We start from the raw sequence: 14,457 nt of genomic DNA on the forward strand, positions 1-14,457 counted from the left end.
GTTCTCCCTGCCGGTCCGACAGCCTCAGACGGTGCTGGTGGTAGACGATCACCCGGTGGTCCGGTTTGGGCTGGTCAGGGCGGGTGGGGCGCACCGATATATCAGTTGGGATGTCGACAAACGGACAAGCTAGCGGGGGCTGGGGACGTTCACGCGGCGGGACGTGGAGGTCATCAGGGCGTAGAGGCCGGCCGCCAGGATGCCGCCGAAAACAGGGGCGATCAGGTACACCGGCAGCTGGCTCCAAGACGGGTCGCCGCCCGCGAACGTGAGCACGACGTCGGGGCCGAACGTGCGGGCGAGGTTCACCGAGGCGCCCGCGACCGGACCGAACGCGAGGATCTGGGTGGCCAGAGCCAGGCCGATGCCGATGCCGTGCAGGCCGCGAGGAGCGCCGGGGTTGACGGCCAGTGCGAAGACGGCGGTCACGAGGATGAACGCACCGAGGGCTTCGGCGGCGAAGGCCTGGGTGACGGTGACGCCGGAACCGAAAGCGGTCGCGCCCAGCCCCGCCTCCAGCGCACGCGGACCGTGCACGACGTGAGCGAGAGACGCGGCGAGGACGCCACCGAGAAGCTGCGCGCCGACATAGCCCGGCACTTCGCGCCACGGCACGCGACCGGACACGGCGAGAGCGATGGTGACGGTCGGGTTGAAGTGCGCGCCGGAGATGGCGCCGAACGCGTAGATGCCGGCCATCAACGCCAACCCATGAGCCAGGGCGACGATCAACAGACCGGAAGGCTCGCCCGCGGCGACCACGGACACGGCGGCGGAGATTCCGAACAGGCAGAGGATGGTCGTACCGGCCACCTCGGCGATCAGCTTGCGTGCGAACACGGGTTCACCTCAACAACAACGGGGGGAATGAGGCGACCCACGCTCGCAGTGACGTCCTCACGCCAGCGATAAGCCGGTAGGGCAGACTACGAGTGCTTTAGTTACCCGTGCTGAGACCAGAGGAGGACAGCGTGGTCACCGCCATCGTGCTGATCCAGGCCGCCGCCGAACGCATTCCCGAGGCTGCGCAGGAGATCGCCGACATCGACGGCGTCACCGAGGTGTACTCCTGCGCAGGTGACGTGGACCTGATCGCGCTCGTGCGGGTGAGCAAGCACGAGGACCTGGCCGCGCTGGTGCCCGGCAAGATCAGCAAGGTCGCGGGCGTGCTGAACACCGACACGCACATCGCGTTCCGCAGCTACTCGAAGCGAGACGACGAGGCGGCCTTCGCCATCGGCCTGGACGACGCGCAGTAGTCACCACAGCACCACGAACGGCACAGCGCGGCAAATCATTCGGCGCAACTGACGTAACGAAAAGCCCCCGTGATGGTTCACGGGGGCTTTTCACACTTCCAAAAGCAGGTCAGGCCTTCGGGTCGGCAGGCTTGCCGGCCAGCTCGGCCTGCTCCGGAGCGGGCTCCAGCAGGTTCTTGTGCTTCGCGTTCTCCAGGGCCACGGTCTCCTCGACCGGGTCCGGCGACCACGTGCTGCCGGCGACCGGGTGACCGGCCGAGCCGAGCTTGTTCATCTTCTTCGGCACCGACGCGCCCTGGTAGGCGAGCGGGATCGGGTGGCCGTGGTCGTCCACCGGGCCGAGCGGCTGGTGGATCTCGATGAACTCGCCGTGCGGCAGGCGCTTGATGATGCCGGTCTCGACACCGTGCTCGAGCACCTCGCGGTCGCCGCGCTGCAGGCCAATGCAGATTCGGTAGGCCACGAAGTACGCGATCGGCGGCAGGATCAGCATGCCGATGCGGCCCATCCACGTCGTCAGGTTCAACGAGATGTCGAACTTGTACGCGAAGATGTCGTTGCCGCCCATGAGCAGCAGGACCATGAAGTACGTGATCGCCATCCAGCCGAGCGCGGTGCGGACGGGCACGTCACGCGGGCGCTGCAGCAGGTTGTGGTGCGCGTAGTCCTTGGTCATCTTCTTCTCGATCCACGGGTACACCGCCGCGATACCGGTCAGCAGTGGCAGACCGAGGATGAACGGCAGGAACGGCGCCGGGATCGTGTAGTTGCCCAGGTAGAACTCCCACGCGGGCCAGATGCGGACCAGGCCGTCGGTCCAGCCCATGTACCAGTCCGGCTGCGAACCGGCGGAGATCTGCGCGGGGTTGTACGGGCCGAAGTTCCAGATCGGGTTGATCTGGAAGACGCCACCCATGATCGCGATGACACCGACGACGATGGCGAAGAAGCCACCGCCCTTGGCCGCGAACACCGGCATGATGCGGACGCCGACGACGTTGGTCTCCTTGCGGCCCACGCCTGGGAACTGCGTGTGCTTCTGGTACCAGACCAGCGCGAGGTGCGCCGCGATCAGGCCGAGGATGATCGCCGGGATCAGCAGGATGTGCGCGGTGTAGAGCATCGGGATGATGTTGGTGCCGGGGAACTCCCCGCCGAACATCAGCCAGTTGATCCAGGTGCCGACGACCGGGAACGAGATCAGCAGCGCCGCCATCACGCGGAGACCGGTGCCCGAGAGCAGGTCGTCCGGCAGCGAGTAGCCGAGGAAGCCCTCGATCGCGCCGAGCATGAACAGCACGATGCCGATGACCCAGTTGATCTCACGCGGCTTGCGGAACGCGCCGGTGAAGAAGATCCGGAACATGTGCACGACGATCGCGGCCATGAACAGCAGCGCCGCCCAGTGGTGCACCTGGCGGACGAACAGGCCACCGCGCGTCTCGAACGAGATGTCGAGCGTGGACGCGAACGCCCGCGACATCTCGATGCCGCGCAGGTTCTCGAACGAGCCGTTGTAGGTGACCTCGGTCATCGACGGGTCGAAGAACAGCGCGAGGTACGTACCGGACAGCAGCAGCACGATGAAGCTGTACAGCGCGATCTCACCGAGCAGGAACGACCAGTGCGTCGGGAAGACCTTGTTCAGCTGATGACGAAGGCCCTTGGCCGCATGGAACCGCTCGTCGGCAGCGTTGGCCGCCGCCCCTGCGACGCGCGCGGCCGCGTTGGCCGGCTTCGTCGGCGTGGTGATGGCACTCATGACTTCCGCTCCCAGAACGCCGGACCCACAGCCTCGATGAAGTCGCTGCGGGCAACCAAGTATCCCTCTTCGTCCACAGTGATCGGTAGCTGGGGAAGAGGACGGGTCGCCGGGCCGAACCGCGGCTTGGCGTACTCGAACACGTCGAACTGCGACTGGTGGCACGGGCAGAGCAGCAGACCGGTCTGCTGCTCGAACAGCGAGGTCGGGCAACCGAGGTGCGTGCAGATCTTCGAGTACGCGAACAGGTCGCCGAAGTTGAAGTCTTCCTGACCGGCGCGCTTCGTGACCGCCTGGTTCGGGCGCAGGCGGATGAGCATGACCGGGGCGTCGGCCCGCTTGAGGGCCGCGACCAGGGCGTGCTCGTCGTCGCGCTCCGACTCGCGGAACGGGAACACGGTCTCGAAGCCGCCGGGCTCGACGTCCTCGGGACGCACCAGCGAGACCTCGTGGAAGTTGCCGGTGTGGCGACGGAGGTAGACCTTCTCGCCCTTTTCGGCCTTCCAGCCGGTGTGCCACAGCGAGGCCTTGGTCTCGCTGTCCGCGTGCGGGTTCTTGATCAGGGCGCCCAGCGGGACGGCCGCCACGCCCAGACCCAGCACACCGGCGCCGAGGCCCGCGGTGCGCTTGATCAGGCTGCGGCGGGCGATGCCGCTGCGCTCGCCGGCGTCGGCGAGCTCGGCGACCAGCGTCGCGCGGTCGACCTCGGCCGACGGACCGTCGTGGCGCTGCTGCACCGCGATCTCGTCCGGGATGAACTTCTTGGTGTAGAGCAGCGCGCCGATGCCCAGGCCCAGCACCGACAGGCCCAGGAACAGGCCGATCAGCGGGTTGTAGAGCATGTGCAGCAGGTGGCCCTCTTCGTTCGAGGGGGCTTCGTACCGCCACGGCCAGAACAGGAACACGCCGAGGAACGCGAGACCCGCCAGCGCGGAGATCATGAACCAGGTCGCGACCACGCGCTGGGCACGACGCTCGGCGCGCGTGCCGGGAACGGGGAACCGCTCCTCGTAGTGGACGATCTCGACGCCGTCCAGCTTGGTGCCGAGCTTGACGAGGTCGTCCCGGCTCATCTCCGCGAGCTCTGCCTCGCTGGGCAGCTCGGTCGGCTTGTCGCCGCTCATGCCTTGGCTCCGATCCAGAGGGTCACGCCGATGAGCGCGGCGATGCCCACGATGAATGCGATCAAGCCTTCCGAGACGGGTCCGAACCCGCCCAGGGGGTTACCGCCGGAGTTGTTGTTCCCGTCGGTCACCGACTTGACGTACGCGATGATGTCTTTCTTCTCTTCCGGCGTGAGCTGGCGCTCGCCGAACTTCGGCATGTTCTGCGGGCCGGTCAGCATCGCCGTGTAGATCTGCTCCTCGGTCACCCCGTCGAGCGTCGGCGCGAACTTGCCGGACGACAGCGCGCCACCACGACCCGTGAAGTTGTGGCAGCTCGAGCAGTTGAGGCGGAAGAGCTCGCCACCACGCGCCGGGTTGTCGCCGCGCAGGGCCTCGCCGGACTCAGCGGGCTTCTTCGGGCCCTCGCCACCGTTCGCGGTGATGTAGGCCATCAGCGCGCTGATCTCCTCGGCGGAGAGCTTCGTGGGCTTGCGAGTGGCCTGCGCCTCCTGCCGCGCCATGGGCATGCGGCCGGAGGAGGTCTGGAAGTAGACCGCGGCGTCGCCGACGCCGATCAGGCTCGGCCCGCGGTCCTTGACACCCTCGAGGGACTTGCCGTGGCAGCCCGCGCAGGTGTTCAGGTAGATCTGCTCGCCCTGGCGGACCAGGGCGTCCTGCTGCTGCGCCTGGGCGGTCTGGGCGGTGGGCGCGAACGCGGCGAACAGCATGCCGGCGCTCAGCAGGCCGAAGCCCAGGGCGAGCAGTCCGGCGACCCGGCGGCGCAGCTTCGTGCGGGCGCCGCGCGGGCGTTTCGTCGTGGTGGTCATGGTGTGCGGCAACCCTTGCTGTCAGTTCGGGAGCTCGTGGCTTGGCTGCGTGCTGACTAGGTCAGGGCACGATGTAGATGATGGCGAACAGGCCGATCCACACGACGTCGACGAAGTGCCAGTAGTACGACACGACGATCGATGCGGTGGCCTGTGCCGGCGTGAACTTGCTGAGCTTCGTCCGGATCAACAGGAAGACGAACGCGATCAGACCGCCGATGACGTGCAGGCCGTGGAAGCCGGTCGTCAGGAAGAAGACGGTGCCGTAGGCCGACGAGGGGATCGTCGTGCCCTCTTCGACGAGGGTGAAGTACTCACCCGCCTGGCCGCCCACGAAGATCGCGCCCATGATCAACGTCACGATGTACCAGCGACGCAGACCGAAGACGTCGCCGCGCTCCGCCGCGAACACGCCCCACTGACAGGTGAAGGACGACGCGACCAAGATGATCGTGAAGACCGCCGCGTAGGGCACGTTGAGGTGCGTAGGAGGGGGCGGCCAGTGCTCCGCCGTGTTCTGGGCCTTCACCGTGAAGAACATGGCGAAGAGGCCAGCGAAGAACATGAGCTCGCTGGACAGCCAGACGATCGTGCCGACGCTGACCATGTTCGGGCGGTTCAGCGAGTGCACGCGCTGGCCGATTGAAGGCGCTGCCGTGGTCACGGGCAGCATTATTGCCTGCGCTATTTCCGTCCGCCCATCGGGTCCTGGGCGGATCATGGGTCGGCTGGGTCACACAGCCGGTGATCGCGAGGAGATCAACGGATGGGTTTGCTGGGCCGATTGCGGGATCTGCTGGGCCGACGTGACGAACCCTCGTTGTCGATCGACGATCCGGGGCTCGTCGTGGTCGTCGAGGCGTTCGACATCGTGGAGGCGGATTCGGCCGTTCTGGCCCGTTCGCCGGAGTGGCGTCCGGACGAGCTCGCCGTGCTCCGTCACCACGTTCGCATACCGTCTGAGCAGGTAGAACGCGCGCGAGAACTGCTCACACCGGACGGCTGGGTGCTCGTCGCCGGTGATATATCGCATATCAGTCGCGTGCAGAAGCTGGACGCTCTGCACTGCGCCCAGGAGCGCTCGCGGATGGCGTCGCTGGCGCAGCGGCTGGGCGGCGAAGCCCTGGGGTGGGACGCCCTGCAACCCGCCCGATAACATCGCGGCGACCTTGGTCACTTTTCTTCAGGACCGCAGTCAGCAGTAGCAGCGGAGGATCGTGAGATGAGCACGCAGACCACGAAGATCCTGGTGTTCAGCCACCGGCCCGAGGTGCGTGAGACGATCATCACTGCCGTCGGCCGCCGCCCGGCGCCGGATCTGCCGCGCGTCGACTACGTGGAGGCCGGTGCGATCGCCGACGTCCTCTACGAGGTGGACAACGGCACCGTCGACCTGCTGATCCTCGACGGCGAGGCGCAGCCGACCGGTGGCATGGGCCTGTCCCGCCAGCTCAAGGACGAGATCACGAACTGCCCGCCGATCGTCGTCGCGGTCCGCCGCAAGGACGACCGCTGGCTCGCGACCTGGTCGCAGGCCGACGCGGTGCTGGTGCACCCGCTCGACCCGCTGGCCGCCGCCGAGACCGTGGCCGAGGTGCTGCGGGGCTTGGCACTTCCTGTCGTCAGGGGCTGATCCCCGGTGCCAGAAAATGCGACAGGGCGCACCTGGCCAACACTGCTCAACAGACTTCTCGACGGCGTCGACCTGACCGCCGACGACACGTCCTGGGGCATGGACCAGGTCATGTCGGGCGAGGCGACGCAGGCCCAGATCGCGGCGTTCATCGTCGCGTTGCGCGCCAAGGGCGAGACGCCGGAGGAGATCGACGGCCTCGCCACGATGATGCTCAACCACGCCCGGCGGTTCGACGTGGGCGTGCGGGCGGCCGACATCGTGGGCACCGGCGGCGATCATTCCGGTTCGGTGAACATTTCGACGATGGCCGCGATCATCACGGCCGCTGCGGGCGTTCCAGTGGTGAAGCACGGCAACCGCGCGGCGTCGTCGCAGTGCGGCACGGCGGACGTGCTGGAGGAGCTGGGCGTCGCGATCGACCTGCCGCCGGACGGGGTGCGGGCGACCGTGGCCGAGCTGGGCATCGGCTTCTGCTTCGCGCCGGTGTTCCACCCCGGCTTCCGGCACGCGGGCCCGGTGCGGCGCGAGATCGGCATCCCGACGTCGTTCAACCTGCTCGGCCCGCTGACGAACCCGGCACAGCCCCAGGTCGGCCTGATCGGGTGCGCGCGGGCGGCTGCGGCGCCGTTGATCGCCGGGGTGTTCGCCCGCCGTCGGAACACCGCTCTGGTGGTGCGCGGTGACGACGGCCTCGACGAGATCACCACGACCACCACGACCTCGGCCTGGCTCGCTCAGGACGGTGTCGTGCGCACGGAGACGATCGATCCCGCGGTGCTCGGGGTGAAGCCCGCGCGCGAGGAGGACCTGAAGGGCGGCGACGCGTCCGTCAACGCCCAGGTGGTCCGCGACCTGGTGGCCGGCAAGCCGGGTTCGGTGCGTGACGCGGTGCTCGTGAACGCGGCCGGGGCCATCGCGGCGCACGGCGGGTTCTCGGACGACCTGCACGCCGACCTGACCGCCTCGCTGGGTCGTGCGGCCGAGGCCGTCGACTCGGGCAAGGCAGCGTCGTTGCTGACTCGCTGGGTGGAGCTCTCGCGGTCCTTGAAGGGCTGAGACGGGTGATTCGGTCACGCGTCGTCGCTGACGCGTGACCGTCCTCGCACGGCCGCCGCATCGGTGTAGTCCGAGCGAGTGACGGGCCGGAGATGCGCACCACGTGGTAACGCGCAGGCAATCGCCACCTGGAATGCTGGAGGCATGGTCCTCTACCCGGTGATGAAGCATGTCGTCGCGCGCGCAGCCCGAGTCGTCTACCGCCCCGTGGTGGAGGGCTTGGAGAACATCCCCACCGACGGACCGGTCATCCTGGCGGCGAACCATCTCAGCTTCATCGACAGCGTCGTGATCCCCATGGTGGTCCCGCGGCGCGTGTCGTTCCTCGCCAAGGCGGAGTACTTCACCGGCACCGGGTTCAAGGGTGCGCTGTCCCGCTGGTTCTTCTCGTCGCTCGGCCACGTGCCGGTGCACCGCGGCAAGGGCCGCGACGCCCGCGCCGCGCTCGACACGGCCGCCGAGATCCTGGCCCGCGGCGACGCGTTCGCGATCTACCCCGAGGGCACCCGGTCGCTGGACGGCATGCTGCACCGCGGTCGCACCGGTGTGGCCCGCATGGCGCTGGAGTCCGGCGCGCCGGTCATCCCGGTCGGCATCATCGGCACGGACAAGGTGCAGCCCGTCGGCCGCAAGATCCCGAGGATCGTCCCCGTGACCGTCCGGTTCGGCGAGCCGCTCGACTTCAGCCGCTACGACGGCATGCAGGAGTCGTTGCCGGTGCTGCGCAGCGTCACCGACGAGATCATCTACCGCATCCTGGACCTGAGCGGCCAGGAGTACGTCGACGCGTACCAGAAGACCCCGGAGAAGGTGACCGTCGCCGCGTAGCCTCAGCAGCGCGTTCAGGACCGCAAAGGGCCCTTCCTGCCGTCTCGGCGGGGAGGGCCCTTTCGCGCAATATGCGATATACGGGATATCAGGGCGCGAGCGTCAATGCGCGGCGATATGCGATATATCGGACGCCGCCGATATCCGATATGCGATACATCACATACTGGATATTGGTTCCGAACGACTGAGGCCCCCTCCGCGAACGGAGAGGGCCTCGGACGAGCAGTATCCGATATATCGGATATCAGTCGTGGTTGGGGCCGGTGTGGTACTCGAACACCAGGCCGCCGACCATGATCAGCACCATGATGATGGCGATCACGAGCAGCCACACGTGCCAGAACGCCACCGCGACACCGGCGGTCGCCGCCGCGGCCGCGAGACCGACCGGCCAGTACGAGCCGGGGCTGAAGAAGCCCAGCTCACCGGCGCCGTCGGAGACCTCGGCCTCGGGGTTGTCCTCAGGCCGCACCTCGATGCGACGGGACACGAACCGGAAGTAGGTGCCGGTGATGAGGGCCAGGCCACCGGTCAGCGCGAGCGCCACCGTGCCAGTGGGCTCGACGTGGCCGGTCGCCGAGTGCGTCCAGAAGCCGTACACGACGGCCATCAGGAACGAGAAACCCATCACCAGGTCGAATACGCGAGCTTCGATCTTCATCGCGTTGTGTGTCCCTACTTCTGACCCGAGCCGGAGGCCTCGCGGGCGGTCCGGTCGGTGTTGAACGGGGTGGTCGTGGTGGCGAGCGGCGAGCACCAGTCCTTGCAGCCCACCTTCGCGAGCGCCTCGGCCGTGGTGTACGGCTTGCCCGTCTTCTCGTTGATCTCCTTGCGGTACTCCATGTACTTGTCGAAGTCGGCCTCCTCAAGGGCGCGGACCTCGAAGTTCATCGCGGAGTGGTAGGAGCCGCACAGCTCGGCGCACCGGCCGACGAACGCACCGGGACGGTCGATCTGGTCGATCTGGAAGACGTTGTCCTGGTTGTTCTTCTCCGGCATCGGGAAGACGTCGCGCTTGAAGTGGAACTCCGGCACGAAGATCGAGTGGATGACGTCCGTCGAGCGCAGCTTGAACTGGATGCGCTTGTGCGCCGGCAGCACCATGACCGGGATCTCGCCCGAGGTGCCGACCGTGCTGACGACGTTGCCCTCGTCGGTCTTGAAGTCCGGGTACTGGAACTCCCAGTTCCACTGGAACGCGATCACGTCGACGTTCACGTCGGGCTTGGCCGACTTGTCCGTGACGTAGTTCTGCGTGATGGCGGTGAAGTAGAACAGGACCGCCACGATCACCGTCGGCACGACGATGAGCACGATCTCCAGGGGGAGGTTGTACGCCGTCTGGCGCGGCAGCTCTTCCGACTTCTTGCGGTGGAAAACGACCGACCACAAGATCAGGCCCCACACGATGACGCCCACGACGAGCGCGGCGATCACGGACCAGGTCCAGAGCTCGCGCATCCTCTCGGCCTGCGGCGTGACGGCCACCGGCCAGCCGAAGCGCAGCACCTCGTCCGTGGAGCAACCGGTGGCCCCGATACCGACCAGGCCGACCAGCCCGGCGGTCTTCGCCAGCCGGGATGCCCTGGTGCCCTCCTTCAGGCCCACTGCTCGCCCGCCTCCTCGTTCACAACTACTGCCGTGCCAACGGATCAAGCGGGAGCGTAGCCCAGCGCAACCTCGCTCACCCCTTGGGGGCACTGCCGCTGCGGTGCAGTTTCGGTCACACAGAGCCGCTTCGGCATACTGAAGTCTTCCCCGTCGTATTTCTTGTGAGGTGCGAGACCCTTGTGCGGCCTGGCAGGACTTGTTTGCCCTAGCGAGAACGAGGCCGAGAGCGCACGCCCGGCGGTGGAGGCCGCGCTGCGCTGCATGCGCCACCGCGGCCCGGACGAGAGCGGAACCCGGCGGGTCGACGAGGTCGTGTTCGGCTTCAACCGCCTCGCCATCATCGACATCGAGCACTCCCACCAGCCCCTGACCTGGGGCCCGCCAGAGGCGCCGAGCCGGTACACGATCAACTTCAACGGCGAGATCTACAACTACCTGGAGCTGCGCGCGGAGCTCACCGAGTCCTACGGCGCGGTCTTCCACACCGACGGCGACACCGAGACGATCGTCGCCGCCTACCACTACTTCGGCCCCGCGGCGATCACGAAGCTGCGCGGCATGTTCGCCTTCATGATCTGGGACTCCGAGCGCGGCGTCGTGTTCGGCGGCCGCGACCCGTTCGGCATCAAGCCCCTGTACTGGGCGCAGGGCCAGGCCGGTGTCGCGTTCTCCAGCGAGAAGAAGGTCCTGCTGGAGATCGCCCCGACGCTCGGCATCGAGCCGAAGATGAACGTCAAGGGCCTGCAGCACTACCTGACGCTGCAGTACGTGCCGGAGCCCGCCTCCCTGCACGACCAGGTCTTCCGCGTCGAGTCCGGGCACTCGTTCACGCTGACGCCGGGTGAGTCGCCGAAGTTCGAGCGCTACTTCCCGGCGAGTTTCAAGGTGCGCACGGTGCGCAGCGAGGCCGAGGCGGACGCGCTCTACGACGAGATCACGGCGGCGCTGCGCGACTCGGTCGCCAAGCACATGCGCGCGGACGTGACGGTCGGCTCGTTCCTGTCCGGCGGCATCGACTCGACCGTGGTCGCGGCGCTCGCCAAGGAGCACAACCCTGACCTGATCACGTTCACGACCGGTTTCGAACGGCAGGGCTTCTCCGAGGTCGACGTCGCGGCGGAGTCGGCGGCGCTGATCGGCGTGAAGCACGTCGTCCGCACGGTCAGCGCGCAGGAGATGATGGACTCCCTGCCGCTGATCACCTGGTACCTCGACGACCCGGTGGCCGACCCGGCGCTGGTGCCGTTGTGGTTCATCGCCCGTGAGGCGCGTCAGCACGTGAAGGTCGTGCTGTCCGGTGAGGGCGCGGACGAGCTGTTCGGCGGCTACACGATCTACCGCGAGCCGTTGTCGCTGGCGGCGTTCGAGAAGGTGCCGGGTGCGCTGCGCAAGGCGATGGGCAAGGTCTCGACGAAGATCCCGCAGGGCGTGCGCGGCAAGGACCTGCTGCGTCGCGGCGCGCTCTCGCTGGAGGAGCGCTACTACGGCAACGCGCGCATCTTCCTCGACCCGCAGCTGCGCGAGGTCCTGCGCACGTACGACCCGAACGTCTCGCACATGAACGTCACGGCCCAGCCGTACCGCGAGTCGCAGCACTGGGACCCGGTCACGCGCATGCAGCACGTCGACCTGTTCACGTGGCTGCGCGGCGACATCCTGGTCAAGGCCGACAAGATGACCATGGCGAACTCGCTGGAGCTGCGGGTGCCGTTCCTGGACCCCGAGGTCTTCAAGATCGCCTCGCAGATCCCCAGCGAGCTGAAGATCACCAAGGACACGACGAAGTTCGCGCTGCGCAAGGCGATCCGCGACATCGTGCCGGCGCACGTGCTGAACCGCCGCAAGCTCGGCTTCCCGGTGCCGATCCGGCACTGGCTCAAGGACGAGATGCACGACTGGGCCGTCGACATCGTCCGCACGTCGCAGACGGACCAGTACCTGGACAAGCACGCGGTGCTGCGGCTGATCGAGGAGCACCGGTCCGGGATCATCGACCACAGCCGCCGCATCTGGGCGCTGCTGGTGTTCATGATCTGGCACGGCATCTTCGTCGAGGGCCGCATCAAGCCGGTGGTGCCGGAACCGCACTACCCGGTCAAGCTCTAACTGTGTCGAAGGGCCCCTCTCCGGAGGGGCCCTTTCGCTTCACCTGCGGCCTTGCGCGCTGCACATCGCGTACGAGCTGATGACGGTCTCGGGCGAGGCCATGAGCTCCAGATAGCGGTCGAACTCGCCGTCGGAGAGCGGCAGCTTCGCGCGCACCTGGCGCGCGGAGGTGGCGAGCAGCCGGCAGCCCGGTGAGCCGCCCTCCCACTCCTGCACCTCGCGTGAGCCGCTGACGTCGTTCAGGCCGGTGTCGAGCAACGCCTTCTCGATGCGCGCGCCCCACGCCAGCTCCGCACCCGCCTGTTCGAGCAACGTCAGCAGGGCGTTCTTCACCCGCATGATCAGCTTCGCGTCGGCGGGCGCCGCTTTGAGGACTTCGAGCGGAAGGCAGTCGAACTCGTCGAGCACGAGCCAGCCGCCAGGGCGCAACGCGTCGCGCAGCTTGCGCAGAACGGTGTCGCGGGCGGGGAGGTGGAACAGCACCAGCCGGGCGTGGACCAGGTCGAACGCGTTGCCGGGCAATATATTGGATACTACGTCGTGCTCCAGGACGGTGACGTTGTCGCGCTCCTCGAGCCGGGTGACGTCCAGGTCGGTGACCGTGACGTGCCCGGACGGCGCGACGACGTCGGCGAGCCAGTTCGCCACCGATCCCCCGCCGCCCCCGATCTCCAGGCAGCGCCAGCCGTCCGCGATGCCGAGCTGCTCGACGCGGGCGAACGTGCCCGCGTCGAGCAGGGAGCTCAGCGCGTCGAACTGAGGGTCGAGCAACTCACCGGTGCCACCGAACAGGTACGTCCCCATTGTCCGATCATGCCAGTGATCATTACCGCGATCATCACTGCGATCACGGCAGGACGGGAGCGATCTCCTCGGCCGCCTCGTCGCCGAACGCGCCGCGGATGCGGGCGAGCGCTGCCTCGCGCTCCAGCACCCACTCCTGCGTGCCGACCGTTTCGAGCACCTCGACGGCGATGAACGAGCCGAGCTGGGCGGCGCGCTCGATGCTCAGGCCCGCGGTGATGCCGGCCAGGAAGCCCGCGCGGAAGCCGTCGCCGACACCGGTGGGGTCGGTCTTCGCGACCTCGGGGACTGCGGGGACGTGCAGTGAGAAGCCGTCCCTGTCGACGATCTCGACACCCTTGGCGCCGAGCGTGGTGACGCGCTTGCCGACGCGGGCGAGGACGTCGGCCTCGGTCCAGCCGGTCTTCTGCAGCAGCAGTTCCCACTCGTAGTCGTTGCTGAAGAGGTACTCGGCGCCCTCGATGAACGCGCGTGCCTGGTCGCCGTCCATGCGGGCCAGCTGCTGCGACGGGTCGACGGCGAACTTGTAGCCGCGCTGGCGGCACTCCTCGGCGTGGCGCAGCATCGCGGCGGGGTCGTCGGGGCTGATCACGACGAGCTCGATGTCGGCGACGCGGTTCGCGATCGGGGCGAGCTCGATGTTGCGCGCCTCGGCCATCGCACCGGCGTAGAAGGAGGCGATCTGGCACATGTCGTCGTCCGTCGTGCAGACGAACCGCGCGGTGTGCGCGACCTCGGACACGTAGACGCCCGACGTGTCGACGCCGTGGCGCTCGAGCCACGAGCGGTAGTCGTCGAAGTCTTTGCCGACGGCACCGACGAGCACCGGGCGCACCCCGAGGACGCCGAGGCCGAACGCGATGTTCGCGCCGATGCCGCCGCGGCGGACCACGAGGTCGTCGACCAGGAAGCTCAGCGACACGCGGTCGAGACGCTCCGCGACCAGCTGGTCCGCGAATCGGCCCGGAAAGTGCATCAGATGGTCGGTCGCGATGCTGCCGCACACGGCTACCGGCACGTCGGCTCCTCTTTCCCTTGTTGCTCTACGTGACAACTCACCCGGATGAGTGCAGCTGTGAAGACTACCGTTTGGTAGGGCTACCGCAGGTCAGACCACCGTCATACGGTCGGGACGTGACGATCCCTGAGGCGAGCACGATGAGTGAGCTGATCGAGGACTGCGCGCAGCTCCCCTTCGCTCTGACGCATCCCGAGCACCCCCTTCCCGCCCCGCGCGCGGCCGCGCCCTGGGAGGTCGACGAGCGGTGCGCCCACCAGGTCGAAGGCCTGGCCGAGTATGGCGTCTGAACCTCTGGGCTGATCACCAGTCCGGTTCCCGGTACACAGCTTTCGATCCACACGGCGCGTTCGATCAACACAGCGAGAGGCCGCGTTCCCGTCAGTGCGTGCACCCGCAGCTGCTCCTCGGCGAGCTCGACCGCGTCGCTCAGGCTGCCGA

The 14,457-nt window shown here is 67.7% G+C and carries 16 protein-coding genes; 7 read left to right on the plus strand and 9 right to left on the minus strand.

The genetic code is table 11. The features are described 5' to 3' along the window. Nucleotides 1-129: 129 nt before the first annotated feature. The gene (locus ABZX92_RS41630; RefSeq protein ID WP_355570992.1) at nt 130-840 is read right to left on the minus strand and encodes an aquaporin; all 711 of its coding nucleotides are present in this window, start codon (nt 838-840) and stop codon (nt 130-132) included. Between the two features lie 131 nt (nt 841-971). Here ABZX92_RS41630 and ABZX92_RS41635 point away from each other — a divergent pair, with 131 nt between their 5' ends. Beyond that, nucleotides 972-1,259 (plus strand): Lrp/AsnC ligand binding domain-containing protein, encoded by a 288-nt coding sequence (locus ABZX92_RS41635; protein ID WP_045309335.1) that lies wholly within the window; start codon nt 972-974, stop codon nt 1,257-1,259. Between the two features lie 109 nt (nt 1,260-1,368). Here ABZX92_RS41635 and ABZX92_RS41640 read toward each other — a convergent pair whose 3' ends face one another. From ABZX92_RS41640 to ABZX92_RS41655, 4 genes are all read right to left on the minus strand, one after another. Next, complete coding sequence (locus ABZX92_RS41640; protein ID WP_355570993.1) at nt 1,369-3,021, minus strand: cytochrome bc complex cytochrome b subunit; 1,653 nt, start codon at nt 3,019-3,021, stop codon at nt 1,369-1,371. Further along, entirely contained in the window at nt 3,018-4,145 is a 1,128-nt protein-coding gene (locus ABZX92_RS41645) for a ubiquinol-cytochrome c reductase iron-sulfur subunit (RefSeq protein ID WP_355570994.1), read from the minus strand. The genes ABZX92_RS41640 and ABZX92_RS41645 overlap by 4 nt, the downstream gene beginning before the upstream one ends. Then, nucleotides 4,142-4,954, minus strand: coding sequence for a c-type cytochrome (locus ABZX92_RS41650; RefSeq protein ID WP_355570995.1), 813 nt, complete (start codon nt 4,952-4,954; stop codon nt 4,142-4,144). Before ABZX92_RS41650 ends, ABZX92_RS41645 begins: the two co-directional genes overlap by 4 nt. A gap of 61 nt (nt 4,955-5,015) precedes the next feature. Then, nucleotides 5,016-5,627 carry a heme-copper oxidase subunit III gene (locus tag ABZX92_RS41655; protein WP_355570996.1) on the minus strand — a complete coding sequence of 204 codons (612 nt, stop codon included), beginning with the start codon at nt 5,625-5,627 and terminating at the stop codon, nt 5,016-5,018. Nucleotides 5,628-5,720: 93 nt separating this feature from the next. On the opposite strand from ABZX92_RS41655, the gene ABZX92_RS41660 reads away from it, so the two are divergent. The 4 genes from ABZX92_RS41660 (at nt 5,721) to ABZX92_RS41675 (ending at nt 8,474) form a co-directional block, all read left to right on the plus strand. Further along, a complete protein-coding gene (locus ABZX92_RS41660; protein ID WP_355570997.1) occupies nt 5,721-6,110 on the plus strand; it encodes a hypothetical protein in 390 nt (129 codons plus the stop codon). 66 nt (nt 6,111-6,176) lie between these two features. Beyond that, complete coding sequence (locus tag ABZX92_RS41665; protein ID WP_355570998.1) at nt 6,177-6,587, plus strand: hypothetical protein; 411 nt, start codon at nt 6,177-6,179, stop codon at nt 6,585-6,587. A gap of 6 nt (nt 6,588-6,593) precedes the next feature. Further along, entirely contained in the window at nt 6,594-7,646 is a 1,053-nt protein-coding gene (gene trpD, locus ABZX92_RS41670) for an anthranilate phosphoribosyltransferase (RefSeq protein ID WP_355570999.1), read from the plus strand. 144 nt (nt 7,647-7,790) lie between these two features. Further along, a complete protein-coding gene (locus ABZX92_RS41675) occupies nt 7,791-8,474 on the plus strand; it encodes a lysophospholipid acyltransferase family protein (RefSeq protein WP_355571000.1) in 684 nt (227 codons plus the stop codon). Between the two features lie 247 nt (nt 8,475-8,721). Here ABZX92_RS41675 and ABZX92_RS41680 read toward each other — a convergent pair whose 3' ends face one another. Together ABZX92_RS41680 and coxB are read right to left on the minus strand one after the other, a co-directional pair. Continuing rightward, nucleotides 8,722-9,138 (minus strand): cytochrome c oxidase subunit 4, encoded by a 417-nt coding sequence (locus tag ABZX92_RS41680; protein WP_355571001.1) that lies wholly within the window; start codon nt 9,136-9,138, stop codon nt 8,722-8,724. Between the two features lie 14 nt (nt 9,139-9,152). Beyond that, nucleotides 9,153-10,085 (minus strand): cytochrome c oxidase subunit II, encoded by a 933-nt coding sequence (gene coxB / locus ABZX92_RS41685; protein WP_355571002.1) that lies wholly within the window; start codon nt 10,083-10,085, stop codon nt 9,153-9,155. Between the two features lie 180 nt (nt 10,086-10,265). On the opposite strand from coxB, the gene asnB reads away from it, so the two are divergent. After that, the gene (gene asnB / locus ABZX92_RS41690; RefSeq protein WP_355571003.1) at nt 10,266-12,194 is read left to right on the plus strand and encodes an asparagine synthase (glutamine-hydrolyzing); all 1,929 of its coding nucleotides are present in this window, start codon (nt 10,266-10,268) and stop codon (nt 12,192-12,194) included. Between the two features lie 39 nt (nt 12,195-12,233). On the opposite strand, the gene ABZX92_RS41695 is transcribed toward asnB, so the two are convergent. After that, nucleotides 12,234-12,998: a class I SAM-dependent methyltransferase gene (locus ABZX92_RS41695; protein ID WP_355571004.1), complete on the minus strand. Its 765-nt coding sequence runs from the start codon at nt 12,996-12,998 to the stop codon at nt 12,234-12,236. A 43-nt stretch (nt 12,999-13,041) separates the two neighbouring features. After that, the gene (locus tag ABZX92_RS41700) at nt 13,042-13,974 is read right to left on the minus strand and encodes a carbohydrate kinase family protein (RefSeq protein ID WP_355571007.1); all 933 of its coding nucleotides are present in this window, start codon (nt 13,972-13,974) and stop codon (nt 13,042-13,044) included. Nucleotides 13,975-14,132: 158 nt separating this feature from the next. On the opposite strand from ABZX92_RS41700, the gene ABZX92_RS41705 reads away from it, so the two are divergent. Continuing rightward, nucleotides 14,133-14,306 carry a hypothetical protein gene (locus tag ABZX92_RS41705; protein ID WP_355571005.1) on the plus strand — a complete coding sequence of 58 codons (174 nt, stop codon included), beginning with the start codon at nt 14,133-14,135 and terminating at the stop codon, nt 14,304-14,306. The last annotated feature ends 151 nt before the right edge of the window (nt 14,307-14,457 follow it).

The sequence above is a fragment of the Lentzea sp. NPDC006480 genome, assembly GCF_040611995.1.
Taxonomy (GTDB): Bacteria; Actinomycetota; Actinomycetes; order Mycobacteriales; family Pseudonocardiaceae; genus Lentzea.

Coding starts and splice junctions, on each gene's coding strand:
- ABZX92_RS41700 (WP_355571007.1), bottom strand. CDS start 13,974: ATGCACTTTCCGGGCCGATTCGCGGACCAGCTGGTCGCGGAGCGTCTC.
- ABZX92_RS41680 (WP_355571001.1), bottom strand. CDS start 9,138: ATGAAGATCGAAGCTCGCGTATTCGACCTGGTGATGGGTTTCTCGTTC.
- ABZX92_RS41675 (WP_355571000.1), top strand. CDS start 7,791: ATGGTCCTCTACCCGGTGATGAAGCATGTCGTCGCGCGCGCAGCCCGA.
- ABZX92_RS41645 (WP_355570994.1), bottom strand. CDS start 4,145: ATGAGCGGCGACAAGCCGACCGAGCTGCCCAGCGAGGCAGAGCTCGCG.
- ABZX92_RS41655 (WP_355570996.1), bottom strand. CDS start 5,627: ATGCTGCCCGTGACCACGGCAGCGCCTTCAATCGGCCAGCGCGTGCAC.
- ABZX92_RS41695 (WP_355571004.1), bottom strand. CDS start 12,998: ATGGGGACGTACCTGTTCGGTGGCACCGGTGAGTTGCTCGACCCTCAG.
- ABZX92_RS41660 (WP_355570997.1), top strand. CDS start 5,721: ATGGGTTTGCTGGGCCGATTGCGGGATCTGCTGGGCCGACGTGACGAA.
- ABZX92_RS41640 (WP_355570993.1), bottom strand. CDS start 3,021: ATGAGTGCCATCACCACGCCGACGAAGCCGGCCAACGCGGCCGCGCGC.
- ABZX92_RS41665 (WP_355570998.1), top strand. CDS start 6,177: ATGAGCACGCAGACCACGAAGATCCTGGTGTTCAGCCACCGGCCCGAG.
- ABZX92_RS41650 (WP_355570995.1), bottom strand. CDS start 4,954: ATGACCACCACGACGAAACGCCCGCGCGGCGCCCGCACGAAGCTGCGC.